Below are 19,242 nucleotides of genomic sequence, written 5' to 3'. Positions count from 1 at the left end.
AAATTGAAGTTAAAAATACCTATTAAATTATTAATAATACTTAATTTTGCGCGACAAAAAAACAACACATTTACTATAAAATGTAATAAACCTTGTGTTACACTTGATTAAGTCAAAGAAGATACATCGCGAATTGCATTGCCCTTAAAAATTTATATAGCTACAAATGAGAACAGATGCTTTTGCTTTAAGACACATTGGCCCAAGAGAAACAGATCTTCAACACATGTTACAAACCATTGGGGTTGAATCGATCGAACAACTTGTTTACGAAACCCTTCCGGATGACATTCGTTTAAAAGCACCTTTGAATTTAGATCCTGCGATGACGGAATACGAATTTGCAAATCATATTCAGGAATTAGGAAAGAAAAACAAAGTATTCAAATCGTATATTGGTTTGGGTTATCACCCAACTATCGTTCCGGCACCAATACAAAGAAATATCTTCGAAAACCCGGGATGGTATACAGCTTATACTCCTTATCAGGCAGAAATTGCTCAAGGTCGCCTTGAAGCTATTTTAAATTTCCAGACTACAGTTATCGAGCTTACAGGAATGGAAATTGCAAACGCTTCTTTACTTGATGAAGGAACTGCTGCAGCCGAAGCTATGGCTTTGTTGTTTGACGTTCGTACACGTGATCAAAAGAAAAACAATACCAATAAATTCTTCGTTTCTGAAGAAATTTTACCTCAAACATTATCAATACTTCAAACTCGTTCAACTCCTATAGGGATTGAATTGGTTGTTGGAAATCACGAAACTTTTGATTTTTCAAATGAGTTTTTCGGAGCTATTTTACAGTATCCGGGAAAATACGGTCAGGTAAACGATTATAGCGCTTTTGTTGCTAAAGCAAAAGAAAACGAAATCAAAGTTGCCTTTGCTGCTGATATTTTATCATTAGCTGCCTTAACCTCTCCTGGAGAAATGGGAGCTGCAGTAGTGGTTGGAACTACACAACGTTTTGGTGTACCAATGGGTTATGGTGGTCCTCACGCTGCTTTTTTTGCAACCAAAGACGAATACAAACGATCTATGCCAGGTCGTATTATTGGAGTTTCTATCGATGTAAACGGAAACCGTGCTTTACGTATGGCTTTAGGAACTCGTGAGCAGCACATAAAACGTGAAAAAGCAACTTCTAATATTTGTACGGCTCAGGTTTTATTAGCGGTTATGGCCGGAATGTACGCAGTTTACCACGGTCCAAAAGGATTACAATATATTGCAGGTAAAGTTCATGCATCAGCGGTTACTACTGCTGAAGCTTTAAATAAATTAGGCACTTTTCAAACCAATACAGCTTACTTTGATACTATTTTAGTAAAAGCTGATGCTCAAAAAGTAAAAGCAATTGCTGAGAAAAATGAAGTAAACTTCTATTATGTTGATGCAGATACAATCTCTATCTCATTCAACGAAACAACTTCAATCACTGACATCAATCAAATTATAGCGATTTTTGCTGAAGCTTTAGGAAAAGAAACTTTTACAGTTTCTGAATTAACTGCTGCAGGTCAATTACCTGCTTCATTAGAAAGAACATCTTCTTTCTTAACGCATGATGTATTCAACAATCATCATTCAGAGAGTCAGATAATGCGTTACATCAAAAAATTAGAGCGTAAAGATTTATCCTTGAATCATTCGATGATTTCTTTAGGTTCTTGTACGATGAAACTAAACGCAGCTTCAGAAATGTTGCCTTTATCAATGCCAAACTGGAACAGCATTCACCCATTTGCACCGGTAGAACAAGCAGAAGGTTATATCACGATGCTTAAAAAATTAGAACAGCAATTAAATGTAATTACGGGATTTGCCGGAACAACATTACAGCCTAATTCAGGAGCTCAGGGAGAATATGCAGGTTTAATGGCTATTCGTGCTTACCATTTATCAAGAAACGAAAGTCACCGTAATGTATGTTTAATTCCTTCATCAGCTCACGGAACAAATCCTGCTTCTGCAGCGATGGCCGGAATGAAAATCATTGTTACTAAAACGACTCCGGAAGGAAATATTGACGTAGAAGATTTAAGAGAAAAAGCGATTGAGCATAAAGACGATTTGTCTTGTTTAATGGTAACATATCCTTCTACTCACGGAGTTTTCGAATCTTCGATTATTGAAATCACAAAACTAATTCACGATAATGGCGGATTAGTATATATGGATGGTGCAAACATGAACGCGCAAGTTGGATTAACAAATCCTGCAACAATTGGTGCTGACGTTTGTCACTTAAACTTACACAAAACATTCGCTATTCCTCACGGTGGTGGTGGACCTGGAGTTGGGCCAATCTGTGTGAACGAAAAACTAGTTCCGTTTTTACCAACAAACCCAATCTTAAAAGTAGGTGGTGAACAAGCTATTACAGCGATTTCATCTGCGCCTTACGGATCAGCTTTAGTATGTTTAATCTCTTACGGTTACATCACAATGATGGGAGCTGAAGGATTAAAAAGTGCTACAGAACACGCAATTTTGAATGCTAATTACATGAAATCTCGTTTCGAAGGACACTATCCAATTCTTTATACTGGAGAATGCGGAAGAGCAGCTCACGAAATGATTTTAGATTGTCGTTCATTTAAAGAAAACGGAATCGAAGTTGGTGATATCGCGAAGCGTTTGATGGATTATGGTTTCCACGCTCCTACAGTTTCTTTCCCTGTAGCAGGAACTTTAATGATTGAGCCTACTGAATCTGAAGATTTAGCAGAATTAGATCGTTTTTGTGATGCTCTTATTTCAATCAGAAAAGAAATTGAAGCTGCAACTGCCGATGATAAAAACAATGTATTGAAAAATGCACCTCACACATTGGCAATGTTAACTACTGACAATTGGGATTTCCCATATACCAGAGAAAAAGCAGCTTATCCATTAGAATACATCGCTGAAAACAAATTCTGGCCATCCGTTCGTCGTGTAGATGATGCTTACGGAGACAGAAACTTAGTTTGCAGCTGTGCTCCTATCGAAGCTTACATGGAAAACTAAGAAATAGTTTTGTAATTATATATTCAAACCCGACAGGTCTTTTAACTTGTCGGGTTTTCTGTTTTTGTTTGTTTTGTTTCAGGTTTCAAGTTCGAGCGTAACGTGAAACAAATCTAAAATCTAAAGTCTAAAATAATCAGGACGTGCCACCATCCCGATAAGAGGGCAAAAGTAGTTTGCGCATATACGCCCTCTTACCGCGATGCTGTCGGGCTATCCACACTGCTTCGGCAGTTAGCTCCTATCCCTCACGCGCAAACGTCACTGACACCACCTCAAAATAAATCATAAGTCTTTCTGTTTTTTAACACTTTTTGAAACTTCGGTTTTATTTGTAACAAAACACAAATAAACTTTATAATTTTTTCAATAAAAATAATTCAAAAAACAAATCTCAATCGTTTGAAATCTCGGTAAAACTTAAAATTCGTTAGAAAATTAACAATAAATCCCACAAATAATTATTATTTCATAATTATATGCATGCATAGTATTTTTTATGATAGTTATCATAATTTTATTTATAATTTAGCCATAAATTTATTGGCTAATTAAGGAATAATGAAAATAAAAATAATAGGTATAGGAAGTTATATTCCAAATAAAGAAGTAAGCAACACTGACTTTGGTGATCATGTGTTTCTAAACGAAGACGGAACTCCTTTTGCTTACCCTAACGAAGTTGTAATTAAAAAATTTAAAGGTATCACCGGAATCGAAAACCGTCGTTATGCCGAAGATCAACATACCTCATCTGATTTAGCTTTTTTCGCTGCCGAAAGAGCTCTTGCAAACGCTAATATCGATCGGGAAACATTAGATTACATTATTTTTGCCCACAATTTTGGCGATGTAAAATCCGGAACAAATCAATCTGATATTTTGCCAAGTCTGGCAACCCGTGTTAAAAACAAACTGGACATCAAAAATCCTAAATGTGTCGCTTACGATATTCTTTTTGGATGTCCGGGCTGGATCGAAGGTGTTTTGCAGGCCAATGCATTCATTAAATCCGGAATGGCAAAACGTGTTTTGGTTATTGGTGCCGAAACCTTATCAAGAGTTGTGGACGATCATGATCGTGATTCGATGATTTATTCTGATGGTGCCGGCGCTTCTATTTTAGAAGCATCTGATGACGAATCTGGATTATTATCTTACGAAAGTGCTACTTTTGCAAATGATGAAGCCAATTATTTATACTTCGGAAAATCATACAATCCAGATTTAGATCCGGATATTAAATACATCAAAATGTACGGTCGTAAGATTTACGAATTTGCTTTAAGCCAGGTTCCTTGCGCCATGAAAAGCTGTTTAGACAAAAGCGGAATCGGTATTGATGAAGTAAAGAAAATCCTTATTCATCAGGCCAACGAAAAAATGGATGAGGCGATTATTGCACGTTTTTACAAACTGTACGATAAAACTGCACCTAAAGATATTATGCCAATGAGTATTCATGACTTAGGAAACAGCAGCGTTGCAACTGTACCTACTTTATTTGACTTATTGATTCAGGGCAAATTAGAAAATCACGAAATCAACAAAGGCGATGTTGTTATTTTTGCTTCAGTTGGAGCAGGAATGAATGTGAATGCATTTGTTTACCGATACTAAATTAGTTTACAGTCGCAGTCACAGTTTTCAGCTTCTGAATACTGAGACTGAAAACTGAGACTGAAAACTTAAAAAAAGTCCGCATTCTAAAATGCGGACTTTTTAGTATATTTGCGACCTAATTATAAAATCAAGAACGAGAGCTTGTTTCGTTCCTCGCAACGACTATGTACGAAAAAACGTTTCCGAATAAAAGATTCAAACTTACCTTAGAGTTTTTACAAAAACACGTTACAACATCAGAAACTATTTTTGATTTTGGTGTACCCAATCCATTTTCTAAAATAATGGAAGAAAACGGTTATACTGTAAAAAATACCAAAGGCGAAGATTTAGACAACGATCAAACGGCTTTGCAAACCGAAGAATATACTGTTTTTACTGCATTCGAAATTTTTGAACATTTGCTAAATCCGTACACGATTCTTGAAAATGTAAAATGTGACAAATTGTTAATTTCAATTCCGTTGCGTTTATGGTTTTCTCCGGCATATCGTTCTAAAACAGATATGTGGGACAGACATTACCATGAATTTGAAGACTGGCAATTAGACTGGCTTTTAGAAAAAACAGGCTGGAAAATAACCGATCGCCAAAAATTTACACATCCGGTAAAAAAGTTTGGTTTCAGACCATTGCTAAGATATTTTACTCCTAGGTATTATATTATTGTAGCGGAGAGAAGCCCCCTAACCCCCAAAGGGGGAATAAAATAGTTTTCGAACAAATTTTACAAAATGAAGAATTCAGATTCACAAAATTCATCAAGCTCCCCCTTTGGGGGTTGGGGGGCTTACTACATCGTTATTCCCGCCCACAACGAACAAGATCTTATTGGCCTGACTTTGCAATCTTTGGTATCGCAAACCGTTTTGCCTTCAAAAATTGTGGTTGTAAATGACAATTCGACTGATAAAACAGAAGAAGTTGTTTTGGGTTTTGCCAAGGACAATCCGTATATTTCTGTTGTAAATAAAACTTCAGATGCAATTCATATGCCGGGAAGTAAAGTGATTCAGGCTTTCCAAAAAGGTTTTGAAACATTAGATTCTGATTATGATATTATTGTAAAAATAGACGGTGATTTAATTTTCCCCACTAATTATTTCGAAACTATAATCAAGCATTTTGAATCTGATCCTAAAATTGGAATGGTCGGCGGATTTTGTTACATCGAAAAAAATGGCGACTGGATTTTAGAAAACCTAACCGATAAAGATCATATTCGTGGTGCATTAAAAGCATACCGCAAAGCAACTTACCAACAAATTGGAGGTTTAAGACCTGCTATGGGCTGGGACACAGTAGACGAATTACTATGTAAATATTATGACTGGAAAATCGTTACCGATGAATCTTTGCACGTAAAACACCTTAAACCAACGGGTGCAAACTACAACAAAACAGCTCGTTACAAACAAGGAGAAGCTTTTTATACTTTAGGATACGGTTTTTGGATTACCGCAATTGCATCGGCAAAACTGGCGATGATGAAGAAAAAACCATTTTTATTTTTAGACTATATAAGAGGGTTCTGGAAAGCGAAAAAAGCCAAAACACCATTATTAGTTACACCTGAACAAGCTAAATTTATAAGAAATTATCGTTTTCAAAAAATGAAACAAAAGTTAATCTAATTCGGAAAACAACCGAAAATGCTTAACTCATGATCCAAAACTCATAACTTCTTTTTACCTTAGCCAATATTTCAAAAATTATGATGCTAATTCGTTATATATCTCAACTAGGAAGATATTTTTTAATGCTGAAAGAAATTTTTAACAAACAGACGAAATGGTCTGTGATGAAAAAATTGATTTTTAAAGAAATCGACGATTTAATAATCGACTCTCTTGGTATTGTTTGTTTTATCTCTTTTTTTATTGGAGGAGTTGTTGCCATTCAAACTGCGTTAAACTTAACTAATCCATTAATTCCAAAATATTTAATTGGTTTTGCTACACGTCAATCTGTGATATTGGAGTTTGCCCCTACTTTTATTTCGGTAATTATGGCCGGAAAAATGGGATCTTACATCACTTCCAGTATCGGAACAATGCGTGTTACGGAACAAATTGATGCCTTAGAAGTTATGGGTGTTAATTCATTAAACTATCTTGTTTTCCCAAAAATAGTAGCCCTGTTAATGTATCCTTTTGTAATTGGAATTAGTATGTTCCTGGGGATTTTTGGTGGATGGCTTGCTTGTGCCTACGGAGGATTTTCAACTAGTGAAGATTTTATTCAGGGTGCTCAAATGGAATTTATTCCTTTTCATATTACATATGCCTTCATTAAAACTTTAATTTTTGCAATGTTATTAGCTACAATTCCATCTTTTCACGGATATTACATGAAAGGTGGCGCATTAGAAGTGGGTAAAGCAAGTACGGTATCCTTTGTCTGGACATCTGTTTGTATTATTCTTTTTAATTATATATTAACTCAATTATTATTAGGATAATGATAGAAGTAAAAAATTTAGAAAAATCATTTGGCGACAGTAAAGTTTTAAAAGGAATTTCAACTGTTTTTGAAACTGGGAAAACCAACTTAATTATTGGCCAAAGTGGATCCGGGAAAACTGTTTTATTAAAAAGCCTACTAGGAATTCATACTCCAGATTCAGGAACAATTGAGTTTGACGGAAGAGTTTATTCTGAATTAAACCCAGACGAAAAACGAGAATTAAGAACTGAAATTGGAATGGTTTTTCAGGGAAGTGCTTTATTTGACTCAATGACTGTTGAAGAAAATGTTGCTTTTCCCCTAAAAATGTTCACCAACGACAATAAAGCAAAAATCCAGGAACGTGTTGATTTTGTTCTGGAAAGAGTAAATCTTGTCGATGCCCATAAAAAACTGCCTTCTGAAATTTCCGGAGGTATGCAAAAACGTGTGGCGATTGCCCGCGCGATTGTAAACAATCCTAAATATTTGTTTTGCGATGAACCCAACTCAGGTTTAGATCCCAACACCTCGACTTTGATTGACAATCTGATTAAAGAAATTACCGAAGAATATAATATCACCACCGTAATCAATACGCACGATATGAACTCGGTAATGGAAATTGGAGAAAACATTGTTTTCCTGAAAAAAGGAGTAAAAGCGTGGCAGGGAACCAAAGAAGAAATTTTCAGAACAGACAACAAAGACATTGTGAAGTTTGTTTACTCTTCGAACCTGTTTAAAAAAGTGAGAGAAGCATATCTTAAAGGTTAAAACCCTTTTAAATTCCAATAAAAAAAATTCCAAATTCCAACTGCGTATCAGTATTGGAATTTGGATTTTTTTTGAGTTTTCGTGCGGAGTTGGAATTTGGAATTTAATTTATAACCTCAACTTCAGCATTTGGATTAAAAAGATACGTTCTTCCAGAACTTATTTCAATGCATTCGAATCGCTTCGTTCTAACGGCTAATTTCTTGAATACTTTACCGTTTTTAATTCTGAATATACTTCCATAGGGAATTTCAAAAACATAGTTTTTATCGTTTTGCGCATCGAATTGCTTTAAAGCGAGAGACAAAGTAGTATCGGTATCACTGCTTGCAGAGGGATTCTTAAAATGCCTCGCTAACAGCGGTAATAATTGCCCCGGGAAAATCTCCGGACGTATAAAAGGAATCATCATACGCTGAAAGGTATGTTTCCATTCATTACCGTGAGGTTTTATTTGCCGGCCAAACTTCTCAAATGCTACCAGATGTGAAATTTCATGAATAAGCGTAATCAAAAAACGATATTTATTTAAACTGGCATTTACCGTAATTTCATGTTTACCACTTGGTCCTCTTCTATAATCACCATGGCGCGTTTGGCGCTCATTTACGATTTTAAGATGCACCTGATTGGCAACAATCAAATCAAAGACAGGCTTTACAGCATGTTCCGGGATATATCTGGCTAATGTTTCGATCACAATAATTATGAGTTATGAAGTATGTTTTTTAAATCAAATGAAATAGCAAAATGGCTTCGACTCCGCTCAGCCTGACAATTAATAATATATAAAAATTTAAGGATTTGTAGAAGAAACTTCCAATACTTTCCCGTTAAAATATTTATTTCCATTTAATGTAAAATCATAAATGTAAGTTGCCATTCCTTCAGCAGAAATTGGTGCCTGATATCCCGGAAAAGCTTCATTAAGCATTTCTGTCTGGACTGAACCCAGAGCCAGGACATTAAACGAAATCCCCCGTTCTTTATATTCTTCAGCTAATAATTCTGTTAAAGTAATTACCGCACCTTTGCTTGAACTATAAGCTGCTAATCCGGCGAATTTAAGACTTCCTCTTACGCCGCCTATTGAACTAATTGTAACAACATGACTTCCTTTTTGGAGATAAGGCAAACAAATTCGGGTAAGATTCGCTACAGCAAAAACATTCACTTTATAAATACTTTCAAAATCAGCCTGAGTGGTTTCTGAAAAAGGCTTCAATAATAAAGCGCCTGCATTATGAACTACAGCATCTACTTTTTTCCAGGTCGAAGAAAGAAAACTATCTACTTCCTTCAACGCAGTTTCATCTGATAAATCAACTGAGAGACAAGTAACATTTTGATGTTCTAAAAGTGCTTGAGGTATTTTTCTGGAAATAGCTAAAACCTGATTTCCGGCATTGGCAAATTGCAATGCTAATTCGTAACCAATTCCTCTACTGGTTCCGGTAACAATAATATTTTTCATAAAGCAAAAATAAGCAAATCAAGTAAAAAGAGTGATTATTTATTCATTGTAATTTCTTCTGTTGTCGAAGTCGTAACTTTAGTCACTGCAGGCAAAAACTCCTGAATAAAAGCAGTCATGTGCGGAATGTCCATCAGTTTAAATTCATCAGAAACATGGTGATAAAAATCAAAGTTCTCAAAATCAAAAGTACTTATCGATTGACATGGTTTCCCAAAAACTTCAAAAAACGGGTAATTATCAGATCTGAAGAACAGTTGATATTCGGCTTCCTTTGGCAAAAAACCTATGGTCTTTTTCCCTGTATATTCATTTATTTTTTCGGCCATATTCGATTTATCAAAACCTGTAATATAAGCAAGGTAATCACGTTTCATTGGCACACCAATCATCTCGATATTAAGTTGCGTGTATAAATTGAAGTTTTGTTTTTTAAGCTTTTGCACCAAACTTTTAGATCCCAGCAAACCTTTTTCTTCTCCCGCAAAAAAGACAAAAAGAATACTGCGCTTATTTGATTTGGTTTCACTAAAATATTTTGCCATTTGTGCCACCGCCGTGACTCCGGACGCATCGTCATTTGCGCCGTTATTGATAATGTCTGCCTGTTCTTTTTTCTCTAAACCAATATGGTCGTAATGCGCACTCAGAACCACAAATTCCTTTTTCAGTTCAGGATCTGTTCCTTCTAAGACTCCAACAATATTATATGCCGGTGACTTAAAGTTAGTCAACGTATCGCGGTATGTAGAAAAATAAGGTTTTACATTATTTTTCTTAAAAAAATCTTCTAAAAACACTGCTGCTTTTTCAATTCCTTTTGTTCCCGTTTCACGGCCTTCCAATTCATCTGAAGACAGATATTTTAAGAAATCCGAAACCTCTGTCTCATTTACTTTATAAGTAATCTCAAGTGGTTTCGAAATTGCCTTTGAAGCTTTTTCGCTAACTGTTGACGGATTCGATTTACAGGCCAAAAAAACAAACGGAAGAAGAAAATACAGTTTTTTCATAAAAAAAGATTTGATCTGACTTTAGAACTTAAATTTCTAAAGAAGAAGGTTTAAAATATTTCTTTCACACTTTAAACAGGTGAATAATTTCTAAAACAATAAAATGGCATTATCAACCCTGAGAATTAAAAAAACATCCATCAAAGTTCCTGCAATATAATACTATTTTAACTTTATTGCTACTGCAACAGTCCTTTACAATTAGTTATTCAACTATTGTATTTTGGTAATATCATGAATAACAATTTCTTTTCTGTTGTACACTAAAAGATTATTAGCTTCCATTTCATTCAATAATTGTGTTGCGGTTTGCCTTGACGTACAAATCATTTGGGCAATATCAGTTTGTGTTAAATAGTTTTCGAGCCTTACTGTATTTCCAGTTCGTTCGCCTTCCTTTTCTGCCCAGTCTTTAAGAAACAAATACAGCCGTGTTCTGGCATCTTTAGAAATTAAATTGGCATAACTATTTTTGGTGCTTTTCATTTTTAAACCCACAAGCTTGGTATAAGAAAGTGCCAATGTTGGATTTCTAAGCAATAGATCTTCAAAATCCGACATCAAAAAACTACAAATTGCAACATCATCTGAAAGGACTTTTGCATATTCTTCGTTATTATGATCTGTTTCTAAAGTCAATTCGCCAAACAAATCCCCTTTCTGAATAATATCTTTGATTGTTTCGTTACCATCATCGTCAATCGCAACAATTTTGATATTTCCTTTTTTAAGTAAAAATATACGTGGCAGATCTGAAGCAGAAAAATAAATAATCTCTCCTTTCGACGCTTTTTTAAAACCTGTAATAATACACAATTGTTTGATCTGAGCATAACTCAACGTTTTAAACAGCTTATGATCCCGTAAATACCAGTATTTTAAATCTTCGTACATAAAAAAATCTTTAGGTAAAAGTAACCAATTAAAAAAAGCAAAAACCCTTTCAGACTCATAAGTCTGAAAGGGTTTTTATTAAATCTATCTCAAAATTTATCCTGCGATAACAGATCTAGAAATTACAATTTTCTGAATTTCAGAAGTCCCTTCGTAAATCTGAGTAATTTTTGCATCACGCATAAAACGCTCTACATGATATTCTTTTACATATCCGTTTCCTCCGTGAATCTGAACGGCTTCAACAGCAGTGTCCATTGCTACTTGCGAAGCAAACAATTTTGCCATTGCCCCACTCACATCATAATTTTTATGCTGGTCTTTGTCCCAGGCTGCTTTCATACATAAATGGCGTGCTGCTTCGATGTTTACCGCCATATCTGCCAATTTAAAAGCAATTGCCTGATGGTTGCAAATCTCCGTTCCAAAAGCTTTACGCTCTTTCGAATATTTCAAAGCCAGTTCGTATGCTCCCGAGGCGATTCCTAACGCCTGAGATGCAATCCCGATACGGCCGCCTGCAAGGGTTTTCATCGCAAATTTAAATCCGAAACCATCTTCTCCAATCCTGTTTTCCTTAGGAACTTTTACATCACTAAACATTAAAGAGTGCGTATCAGAACCACGAATTCCCATTTTTTGCTCTTTTGGGCCAATAGAAAAACCAGGCATATCTTTGGTCATAATCAAAGCATTAATTCCTTTGTGCTTTAATTCCGGATGCGTTTGCGCAATAACCAAATAAACTGATGCTGTATTCCCGTTTGTAATCCAGTTTTTTGTTCCGTTTACGATATAGTGATCTCCCATATCAACCGCAGTAGTTTTTTGCGAAGTCGCATCACTTCCGGCTTCCGGCTCGCTTAAGCAAAATGCTCCATGAATTTCTCCGGATGCTAAACCCGGTAAATATTTTTGTTTTTGTTCTTCAGTTCCAAATTCCTGTAAACCCCAACAAACTAAAGAGTTGTTTACAGACATTACTACAGAAGCCGATGCATCTACTTTCGAAATTTCTTCCATAGCAATTACATACGAAATCGCATCCAGACCACTTCCTCCGTATTTAGGATCAACCATCATTCCCATGAACCCTAATTGCCCCATTTTTTTTACTTGCTCCGTCGGAAAAATTTGTTTCTCGTCACGTTCAATGACACCTGGCAATAATTCGTTTTGAGCAAAATCTCTGGCGGCTTGCTGAATCATTAAATGTTCTTCGGTAAGATTGAAATCCATAGTTCTATTATTTTATTATTCTCCTAAACCAAATTTCAGAATTTTCCCGTTTAGACGAAGGTTGTTTTTGTTTTTTGAATTGTTTTATTTCCTTGAGAAAGGCTTTCAAAGATAATTTTTAAATGTGAAATTAACAATGCATGCATATAATTTTAAGAGATCAGCAATAATTACGATATCGTTTTCGTAATTATTACGAAATTTAGCAATACTGACGATAAGTTTGCAACGTTTTCTGCAAAATTTAAGAATATAAAAACAGCCAATAATGATTTAAAACTTAAAGTTACAGCTGGTTTATGCCCCTAAAAGATGGCATAATTCCTAAAACAGGTAAAAGTACGTAAAACTACTCTTACTAATTTGATTGCTAATACAATACGCTAAAAAAAATCAAAATCGAGGATAAAAAAACATCTGTATTTTAGAGGTTTTATTAAAGAATTACTATTATTTTTACCCAAAAAAAACCAAAATGATACCACATGAAAAAGATTACACTTTTACTGACACTCTTTTTAAGCATACAATTTTCGACCGTTTCTGCTCAAACACAACTCGAAGTAAATGGTGTGACGGTTCCCCGAAAAATTGAATTTCAAAACAAAAGTTTACAACTTAACGGAGCCGGCGGAAGATCTAAAATGTGGCTCGAAGTTTATGTTCAGGCTTTATATTTATCGCAGTTAAGTCAGGACCCTGAATTTATTATTGACAGCGATACTGAAATGGCAATCCGAATCGAAATTACCTCCTCTATGGTTTCATCAAATAAGTTAACGAAAGCCATGAATGCCGGTTTCGAAAAATCAGCAGGAAGCAATCTCCAGGAATTGCGACCAAGAATAGAAGAGTTTAAAACCTTTTTGAGCGATGCTATAACAGAAAAAGATGTATTTATTTTAGGATATAATCCACTTGATCAGACTACCAATGTTTATAAAAATAACGTATTAAAAGGAAAAATACCCGGATTTGATTTCAAAAAAGCATTATTCGGAATCTGGCTCTCTAACAAACCCGTAGACGAAACACTGAAAAAACATTTATTAGGAATATAAAAATTCTACTAAATTTTATAGAATACTAAAGCCGAAAACGCATAGTTTTCGGCTTTCTTTTTTTTGTTTGTTAAAATTGTAACAGAATACATTATTCGCATTATTCTATTTTATACTTTTACGCAAACTAAACATATCTCAACAAAATGAAAGATTTATTACAGCAATTTGAAAATAAAGCACCTGAAATTGTTTTTAACTGGAAAGATTCTGAAACAGAAGCTGAAGGTTGGACTGTTATTAATTCACTTCGTGGAGGAGCTGCAGGTGGAGGAACCAGAATGAGAAAAGGCTTGGATATGAATGAAGTTTTATCATTGGCCAAAACGATGGAAGTGAAATTTTCGGTTTCGGGACCTGCAATTGGAGGCGCAAAATCCGGAATTAATTTTGATCCGAATGATCCTCGTAAAAAAGGTGTTTTACAGCGTTGGTATAAAGCAGTTTCGCCTTTACTAAAAAGCTACTACGGAACCGGCGGAGATTTGAATGTGGATGAAATTCACGAAGTAATCCCAATGACGGAAGAATGTGGTGTATGGCATCCGCAGGAAGGTGTTTTCAACGGACACTTTAAGCCAACCGAAGCAGATAAAATTAATAGAATTGGCCAGTTACGTCAGGGTGTAATTAAGGTGATCGAAAACCCTAAATTTTCTCCCGATGTAACCAGAAAATATACGGTTGCCGATATGATTACGGGTTATGGCGTTGCTGAAGCAGTTCGTCATTACTACGCAACATACGGCGGAGACATAAAAGGTAAAAAAGCAATCGTACAGGGTTTTGGAAATGTAGGGTCTGCAGCTGCTTTTTACTTAGCTGAAATGGGTGCAAAAGTTATCGGAATTATCGACCGCGATGGTGGATTAATCAAAGAAGACGGATTTTCTTTTGAAGAAATCAGAACTTTATTTTTGAATAAAGACGGAAACAAACTGGTGGCTGACAACATGATTCCGTTTGAAGAAATCAACGCTAAAATATGGACTATTGGTGCTGAAATTTTCACGCCTTGTGCAGCGTCAAGATTGGTACAACAAACTCAAATTGACAGCTTAATTGCAAACGGATTAGAAGTTATTTCTTGTGGTGCGAATGTTCCTTTTGCTGATAAGGAAATTTTCTTTGGTTCTATTATGGAAGAAGTAGATCACAAAGTGAGCTTGATTCCTGATTTTATTTCGAACTGTGGAATGGCAAGGGTTTTTGCTTATTTTATGGAGAAAAAAGTGCAAATGACCGATGAAGCTATTTTCAATGATACCTCAGAAACTATAAAAAATGCGATTGTAAAAGCTCATGCTTTAAATCCATCAAAAACAAATATTAGTGCAACTGCTTTTGAGATTGCATTGAAACAATTAGTATAATTTTTTTATACTTCAATTCGAAAACGAGCTAAATAAATTAGCTCGTTTTTTTTTGCCACAGATTAATAGGATTTAAAAGATTTCTCACTTTGCGATTAATTTTTCACACAGATTTAAAATATATGTTAGCAGATTTATACAGATCTATTTTAAAATTAAAATCTGCTTAAATCTGCGAAATCTGCGTGCAAAAAACGGCAACCTATAAAATCTAACTCAGCCTTTGATTCTAAACAATTTTTACTACTTTTAAACGTTTTTATTAAATACTATTACAAAACTCAGAATTAAAATGACTTTTACAGATTCTTCGGACAAAAAGAAATCTTTATTAATATCTACAGCTATTTACGCTGTTTTGTTGCTGCTTTTGTTTTTTATTCGCTTTTGGCCTCCCTATAATCCTGAAAACAACGCGGCACTTGCTTCCGGCGGTGGCGGTGGTGGCGTTACGGTAAATTTTGGGGACAGCGATTTAGGATCCGGAGCCAATTATAAAAGTGAAGTTCTGCATGTAAAAAACGAAACGAAACAAGCCCCTCCAAAAGCAACTCCTGACGAAGCAATCATAACACAGGAGAATACAAAAGACGATGCTAATGACGTAATAATTCCGACAAAAGAGAAACCTAAAAAAGCGACTCCTGTTGTAAAACCTGAAGCAAAACCTGTTCCCGAAAAACCAAAAGTTTCGAACTCAACCAACGATGCGTTATCCAGCATCCTGAAAGGATCGAATAAAGGTGGCGATGGCGATGATAAAGTAGCAGGAAATAAAGGAAAAGCTAGCGGAAGTTTAGGTTCTAACGGATATTATGGCGCCGGAGGTTCTGGTGGCGGAACTGGCGGTGGAAACGGCACAGGAAATGGAGTTGGTACAGGAAGCGGTTACGGAGCCGGAAGCGGCGGTGGTTCTGGCGGCGGATCAGGATATAATCTAAATGGCCGAAAAGCATTATCAAAACCAGCACCAAAATATACTTGCAATGAAGCCGGGAGAGTAGTTGTGGAAGTTACAGTAGATCAAAGCGGTAAAACCATAAGTGCGACTCCGGGAATAAAAGGAACGACAAACACCGCAAGATGTTTACTGGATCAGGCAAAAATTGCTGCCATGAATACCAAATGGGATGCTGATGCTGATGCTCCGGCAAAACAAGTTGGTAAGATTATTTACAATTTTAGTTTGGATTAAGAAACGAATTGCACGGATTTCACTAATTTAAATAACCATAAAAAAGGCTTTCTGAACTATTTCAGAAAGCCTTTTTTATTCGCTTTTTTTGTCAATTTGATGCAGGAGAAATCTTCGCAATGACATACTCAATGGCTACTTTTTCTTTAATCTATTCTCTTTACTCTTTCTTCTATTTTCTTTCTTCTTTATTCTATACTCTCTTTTTCCCGCGTGAGGGATAGGAGCACTCCGCCGCGGCGGAGTGGATAGCCCGACCGCAATAAAAAAATGGGCAAATCAACGTTATGCAGATTAGCCCATTTTTTTATTGTGGTCACGCCCGAATGCTATTTTTACTTCGGACTTGTCGCAATTACAAACTTTAGGTTATTCTTCACTCCTATTTGCAATACATCGACTAAATCCTGTACTTGTAAATTGAACGGAATTCTTACTACAACGGTTTGTTCTTTGTCTGCTCCTATTTTTGACATCAGACTAGTTTCGAGATTTTCGAAATCTACGGGTTCTTTGTCGATGTAGAACTTTTTATCTTCGGTAACTGATAAACTGATCAGCTGCTTGTTTGTTTTTTCATTTGATTTCGCTTTTGGCAAAGTCATTTTGATAACATTAGGGTTTGCAAGCGTTGAGATAATAAGGAAAAACAACAGCAGGAAAAACATAATATCGCTCAAGGATGAAGTTGCCACTTCGGCATGAAATCTTCTTTTTCTCTTAATAGACATACCTTATGATCTTTGAATTATATTGACAAATTCTAATATTTGTTTTTGGATTTTTAAAGCAAAATCATCAATTTTTCCGTTCAGCAAATGGTAAGCACTATAGGCAATAATACCCACGATTAACCCGGAACCTGAGCTGATCATTTTTTCATATAAACCTCCGGAAATATTTCCGATACTAATATTCTCGGTAACAGATATGCTATAGAAAATTTTGATTACCCCAGAAATTGTCCCAATGAAACCTAAAGTTGGTGCAATACCTGCTATAAGTCCAAGATGACCTAAACGTCTTTCCATTTCACCAATTTCGATATCGGCAGCACGGTCCATGTTTGATTCAATTTCTGCAATTGGTCTTCCAATTACCAGAACACCTTCTTTTAAGATATTTCCGGCAGCGGTATTACTTCTTTCTACAATAGTTCTCGCCAATTCGATATTACCGGCATTTAGTTTATCTCCGACATCCTGCATTAATCTTGCATCAATTTTCGAAGCTTTACTAATATATAGATAACGTTCTATAATAACGTAAAAAGTATAGAATAATAATATAGCGATAGGGATCAGGAAAAAACCTCCTTTTAAGATAAATCCTAAAACTGAGATTTCAGTATTTGGTGCAATTTTTTCGATAACTACGTTAGATGCGGCATTTGCAATTGTATCTGTTTGTAATTGAATAAAACTAAACATATATTAATTCTTGTTTTTAATAATTAATTCTAAAAAATATTTGAAATTTGCAATAAAGATAATTTTCGCTGTAATATAAAACTAAAAAAATCGAAAATTATTTCAATCAACAACTATTTTATCCAAAATACATGAACTATCAGGAAACTACGAATTGGATGTTTAATCAACTACCCATGTATCAACTTCAGGGAGCTTCGGCCTATAAAGAAGATCTGACCAATATAAAAGTACTGGCGACACATCTTGGGAATCCTCAAAATGAGTTAAAATGCATTCATGTTGCGGGAACGAATGGCAAAGGATCAACTTCGCATATGCTTGCTTCGGTTTTGCAGGAAGCTGGATATAATGTTGGATTGTACACTTCTCCTCATTTAAAGGATTTCAGAGAGAGAATTAAAATAAATGGTGCAGAAATTTCAGAAGATTTTGTTTGTGAATTTGTCGCCAAACACAAAGATTTTTTTGAAGCGAATGATATGAGCTTTTTCGAAATGTCTGTAGGTTTGGCTTTTGATTATTTTGCTTCAGAAAAAACGGATATCGCTATTATCGAAGTGGGCCTTGGCGGAAGATTAGACGCTACGAATATTATCACGCCTCTGGTTTCGGTTATTACGAACATCGATTTAGATCATACTCAGTTTTTGGGAAATACTCCGGCAGTAATTGCTGGTGAAAAGGCGGGAATTATTAAACCGAATGTTCCCGTTGTTATTGGTGAATATACGAATGAAACTCAGCCTGTATTTGTGGCCAAAGCCGAAGAAAACAAAGCGCCAATCTATTTTGCCTCGGATTTAATTCAGGAAGTTTTCCCTTCGGATTTAATTGGGGATTATCAATTTCATAATAAAAAAACGGTTCAACAAACGATTACCGTTTTGAATTCTCAGAATGAATTCAAAATTTCAGATGAAAGTCTAAAATCTGGTTTATTGAAAGTGGTAAAAAATACGGGCTTACAAGGAAGATGGCAGCAATTGGGAGAAAATCCTAAAATCATATGCGACACAGCACACAACAAACATGGATTGACGGTTGTGATGAATCAAATCCAGAAAGAAACTTTTGACCACCTACATATTGTTCTGGGAGTTGTAAACGACAAAGACCTGGATTCTATTTTGCCTCTTTTTCCTAAAAATGCGCAATATTATTTCTGCCGACCTGATTCGTCAAGAGGTTTAGACACTGAAATCCTGAAAGAAGCAGCTAAAAAATATGATTTATCTGGTGAGAAATACGATTCTGTAGCCGAAGCTTTCGCTGCTGCCAGGCAAAATGCAGGTCAGAACGATTTTATCTACGTTGGCGGAAGTACTTTTGTCGTTGCCGAATTGCCATTACATTAGTAAGATTTCAAATTGTATGAAAAAAACTAAACAAACTTGCTTTATAATAAATTCAATTACAACGAGATAGAAAAAACTTTAAAAAAACTTTAAATTTTTAGCTTGTTTTGTTTGCAGAACTGAAAAAGTGCCTTATATTTGCACTCGCAATCACAAATGATAGCAACCTAGTAAAATAGGGCGATTAGCTCAGCTGGTTCAGAGCACCTCGTTTACACCGAGGGGGTCGGGGGTTCGAACCCCTCATCGCCCACCAAAAACTCCTTAAGAAATTAAGGAGTTTTTTTTTGTTTAATTAGGATATCCAAAAGTAATCAAACGCAAAAAGGATCAAACGCAAAGCT

The 19,242-nt window shown here is 35.5% G+C and carries 17 protein-coding genes and 1 tRNA gene; 11 read left to right on the top strand and 7 right to left on the bottom strand.

The genetic code is table 11. The annotated features are described in order from the left end of the window. Positions 1–166: 166 nt before the first annotated feature. From gcvP to B0A67_RS11190, 6 genes are all read left to right on the top strand, one after another. Positions 167–3,016: an aminomethyl-transferring glycine dehydrogenase gene (gene gcvP, locus B0A67_RS11215; RefSeq protein WP_072960487.1), complete on the top strand. Its 2,850-nt coding sequence runs from the start codon at positions 167–169 to the stop codon at positions 3,014–3,016. Positions 3,017–3,577: 561 nt separating this feature from the next. Beyond that, a complete protein-coding gene (locus B0A67_RS11210) occupies positions 3,578–4,636 on the top strand; it encodes a 3-oxoacyl-ACP synthase III family protein (RefSeq protein WP_072960484.1) in 1,059 nt (352 codons plus the stop codon). 167 nt (positions 4,637–4,803) lie between these two features. Beyond that, complete coding sequence (locus B0A67_RS11205; protein WP_072960481.1) at positions 4,804–5,352, top strand: methyltransferase; 549 nt, start codon at positions 4,804–4,806, stop codon at positions 5,350–5,352. A 21-nt stretch (positions 5,353–5,373) separates the two neighbouring features. Next, positions 5,374–6,273, top strand: a complete 900-nt coding sequence (locus tag B0A67_RS11200; RefSeq protein WP_072960478.1) for a glycosyltransferase — start codon at positions 5,374–5,376, stop codon at positions 6,271–6,273. An 80-nt stretch (positions 6,274–6,353) separates the two neighbouring features. Further along, positions 6,354–7,100, top strand: coding sequence for an MlaE family ABC transporter permease (locus B0A67_RS11195; RefSeq protein WP_072960475.1), 747 nt, complete (start codon positions 6,354–6,356; stop codon positions 7,098–7,100). After that, complete coding sequence (locus B0A67_RS11190; RefSeq protein ID WP_072960471.1) at positions 7,100–7,861, top strand: ABC transporter ATP-binding protein; 762 nt, start codon at positions 7,100–7,102, stop codon at positions 7,859–7,861. Before B0A67_RS11195 ends, B0A67_RS11190 begins: the two co-directional genes overlap by 1 nt. A 103-nt stretch (positions 7,862–7,964) precedes the next feature. On the opposite strand, the gene B0A67_RS11185 is transcribed toward B0A67_RS11190, so the two are convergent. From B0A67_RS11185 to B0A67_RS11165, 5 genes are all read right to left on the bottom strand, one after another. Next, positions 7,965–8,561, bottom strand: coding sequence for a SprT-like domain-containing protein (locus B0A67_RS11185; RefSeq protein ID WP_072960468.1), 597 nt, complete (start codon positions 8,559–8,561; stop codon positions 7,965–7,967). A 96-nt stretch (positions 8,562–8,657) separates the two neighbouring features. After that, the gene (locus B0A67_RS11180; RefSeq protein ID WP_072960465.1) at positions 8,658–9,335 is read right to left on the bottom strand and encodes an SDR family NAD(P)-dependent oxidoreductase; all 678 of its coding nucleotides are present in this window, start codon (positions 9,333–9,335) and stop codon (positions 8,658–8,660) included. Between the two features lie 35 nt (positions 9,336–9,370). Further along, positions 9,371–10,348: a M20/M25/M40 family metallo-hydrolase gene (locus tag B0A67_RS11175; protein ID WP_072960462.1), complete on the bottom strand. Its 978-nt coding sequence runs from the start codon at positions 10,346–10,348 to the stop codon at positions 9,371–9,373. Positions 10,349–10,561: 213 nt separating this feature from the next. Next, positions 10,562–11,242 (bottom strand): Crp/Fnr family transcriptional regulator, encoded by a 681-nt coding sequence (locus tag B0A67_RS11170; RefSeq protein ID WP_072960460.1) that lies wholly within the window; start codon positions 11,240–11,242, stop codon positions 10,562–10,564. 96 nt (positions 11,243–11,338) lie between these two features. Then, complete coding sequence (locus tag B0A67_RS11165; RefSeq protein WP_072960457.1) at positions 11,339–12,481, bottom strand: acyl-CoA dehydrogenase; 1,143 nt, start codon at positions 12,479–12,481, stop codon at positions 11,339–11,341. 485 nt (positions 12,482–12,966) lie between these two features. Here B0A67_RS11165 and B0A67_RS11160 point away from each other — a divergent pair, with 485 nt between their 5' ends. From B0A67_RS11160 to B0A67_RS11150, 3 genes are all read left to right on the top strand, one after another. Beyond that, on the top strand, positions 12,967–13,542 hold the full coding sequence (locus B0A67_RS11160; protein WP_072960453.1) for a chalcone isomerase family protein: 576 nt from the start codon (positions 12,967–12,969) through the stop codon (positions 13,540–13,542). Between the two features lie 146 nt (positions 13,543–13,688). Then, on the top strand, positions 13,689–14,915 hold the full coding sequence (locus B0A67_RS11155) for a Glu/Leu/Phe/Val dehydrogenase dimerization domain-containing protein (protein WP_072960450.1): 1,227 nt from the start codon (positions 13,689–13,691) through the stop codon (positions 14,913–14,915). Between the two features lie 292 nt (positions 14,916–15,207). Then, positions 15,208–16,110 carry a hypothetical protein gene (locus B0A67_RS11150; protein WP_072960447.1) on the top strand — a complete coding sequence of 301 codons (903 nt, stop codon included), beginning with the start codon at positions 15,208–15,210 and terminating at the stop codon, positions 16,108–16,110. A 335-nt stretch (positions 16,111–16,445) separates the two neighbouring features. Here the strand turns inward: B0A67_RS11150 and B0A67_RS11145 are convergent, their stop codons facing one another. Beyond that, positions 16,446–16,841, bottom strand: coding sequence for an ExbD/TolR family protein (locus tag B0A67_RS11145; protein ID WP_026983008.1), 396 nt, complete (start codon positions 16,839–16,841; stop codon positions 16,446–16,448). A gap of 3 nt (positions 16,842–16,844) precedes the next feature. After that, a complete protein-coding gene (locus B0A67_RS11140; RefSeq protein WP_072960444.1) occupies positions 16,845–17,540 on the bottom strand; it encodes a MotA/TolQ/ExbB proton channel family protein in 696 nt (231 codons plus the stop codon). Between the two features lie 131 nt (positions 17,541–17,671). Between B0A67_RS11140 and B0A67_RS11135 the strand changes: the two genes are divergently transcribed. Both B0A67_RS11135 and B0A67_RS11130 read left to right on the top strand, forming a co-directional pair. After that, positions 17,672–18,898 carry a bifunctional folylpolyglutamate synthase/dihydrofolate synthase gene (locus tag B0A67_RS11135; RefSeq protein ID WP_072960441.1) on the top strand — a complete coding sequence of 409 codons (1,227 nt, stop codon included), beginning with the start codon at positions 17,672–17,674 and terminating at the stop codon, positions 18,896–18,898. Between the two features lie 178 nt (positions 18,899–19,076). Then, a tRNA-Val gene (locus tag B0A67_RS11130) sits at positions 19,077–19,154 on the top strand. The last annotated feature ends 88 nt before the right edge of the window (positions 19,155–19,242 follow it).

It is taken from the genome of Flavobacterium aquidurense (assembly GCF_002217195.1).
Lineage (GTDB): Bacteria > Bacteroidota > Bacteroidia > Flavobacteriales > Flavobacteriaceae > Flavobacterium > Flavobacterium frigidimaris.
This window is presented reverse-complemented; position numbering and strand designations above follow the sequence as displayed.

Bases quoted from the DNA above. Each gene is read 5' to 3' on its own strand.
- gcvP (WP_072960487.1), top strand. From the start codon at position 167: ATGAGAACAGATGCTTTTGCTTTAAGACACATTGGCCCAAGAGAAACA.
- B0A67_RS11210 (WP_072960484.1), top strand. From the start codon at position 3,578: ATGAAAATAAAAATAATAGGTATAGGAAGTTATATTCCAAATAAAGAA.
- B0A67_RS11205 (WP_072960481.1), top strand. From the start codon at position 4,804: ATGTACGAAAAAACGTTTCCGAATAAAAGATTCAAACTTACCTTAGAG.
- B0A67_RS11200 (WP_072960478.1), top strand. From the start codon at position 5,374: ATGAAGAATTCAGATTCACAAAATTCATCAAGCTCCCCCTTTGGGGGT.
- B0A67_RS11195 (WP_072960475.1), top strand. From the start codon at position 6,354: ATGATGCTAATTCGTTATATATCTCAACTAGGAAGATATTTTTTAATG.
- B0A67_RS11190 (WP_072960471.1), top strand. From the start codon at position 7,100: ATGATAGAAGTAAAAAATTTAGAAAAATCATTTGGCGACAGTAAAGTT.
- B0A67_RS11180 (WP_072960465.1), bottom strand. From the start codon at position 9,335: ATGAAAAATATTATTGTTACCGGAACCAGTAGAGGAATTGGTTACGAA.
- B0A67_RS11175 (WP_072960462.1), bottom strand. From the start codon at position 10,348: ATGAAAAAACTGTATTTTCTTCTTCCGTTTGTTTTTTTGGCCTGTAAA.
- B0A67_RS11170 (WP_072960460.1), bottom strand. From the start codon at position 11,242: ATGTACGAAGATTTAAAATACTGGTATTTACGGGATCATAAGCTGTTT.
- B0A67_RS11165 (WP_072960457.1), bottom strand. From the start codon at position 12,481: ATGGATTTCAATCTTACCGAAGAACATTTAATGATTCAGCAAGCCGCC.
- B0A67_RS11160 (WP_072960453.1), top strand. From the start codon at position 12,967: ATGAAAAAGATTACACTTTTACTGACACTCTTTTTAAGCATACAATTT.
- B0A67_RS11155 (WP_072960450.1), top strand. From the start codon at position 13,689: ATGAAAGATTTATTACAGCAATTTGAAAATAAAGCACCTGAAATTGTT.
- B0A67_RS11150 (WP_072960447.1), top strand. From the start codon at position 15,208: ATGACTTTTACAGATTCTTCGGACAAAAAGAAATCTTTATTAATATCT.
- B0A67_RS11145 (WP_026983008.1), bottom strand. From the start codon at position 16,841: ATGTCTATTAAGAGAAAAAGAAGATTTCATGCCGAAGTGGCAACTTCA.
- B0A67_RS11140 (WP_072960444.1), bottom strand. From the start codon at position 17,540: ATGTTTAGTTTTATTCAATTACAAACAGATACAATTGCAAATGCCGCA.
- B0A67_RS11135 (WP_072960441.1), top strand. From the start codon at position 17,672: ATGAACTATCAGGAAACTACGAATTGGATGTTTAATCAACTACCCATG.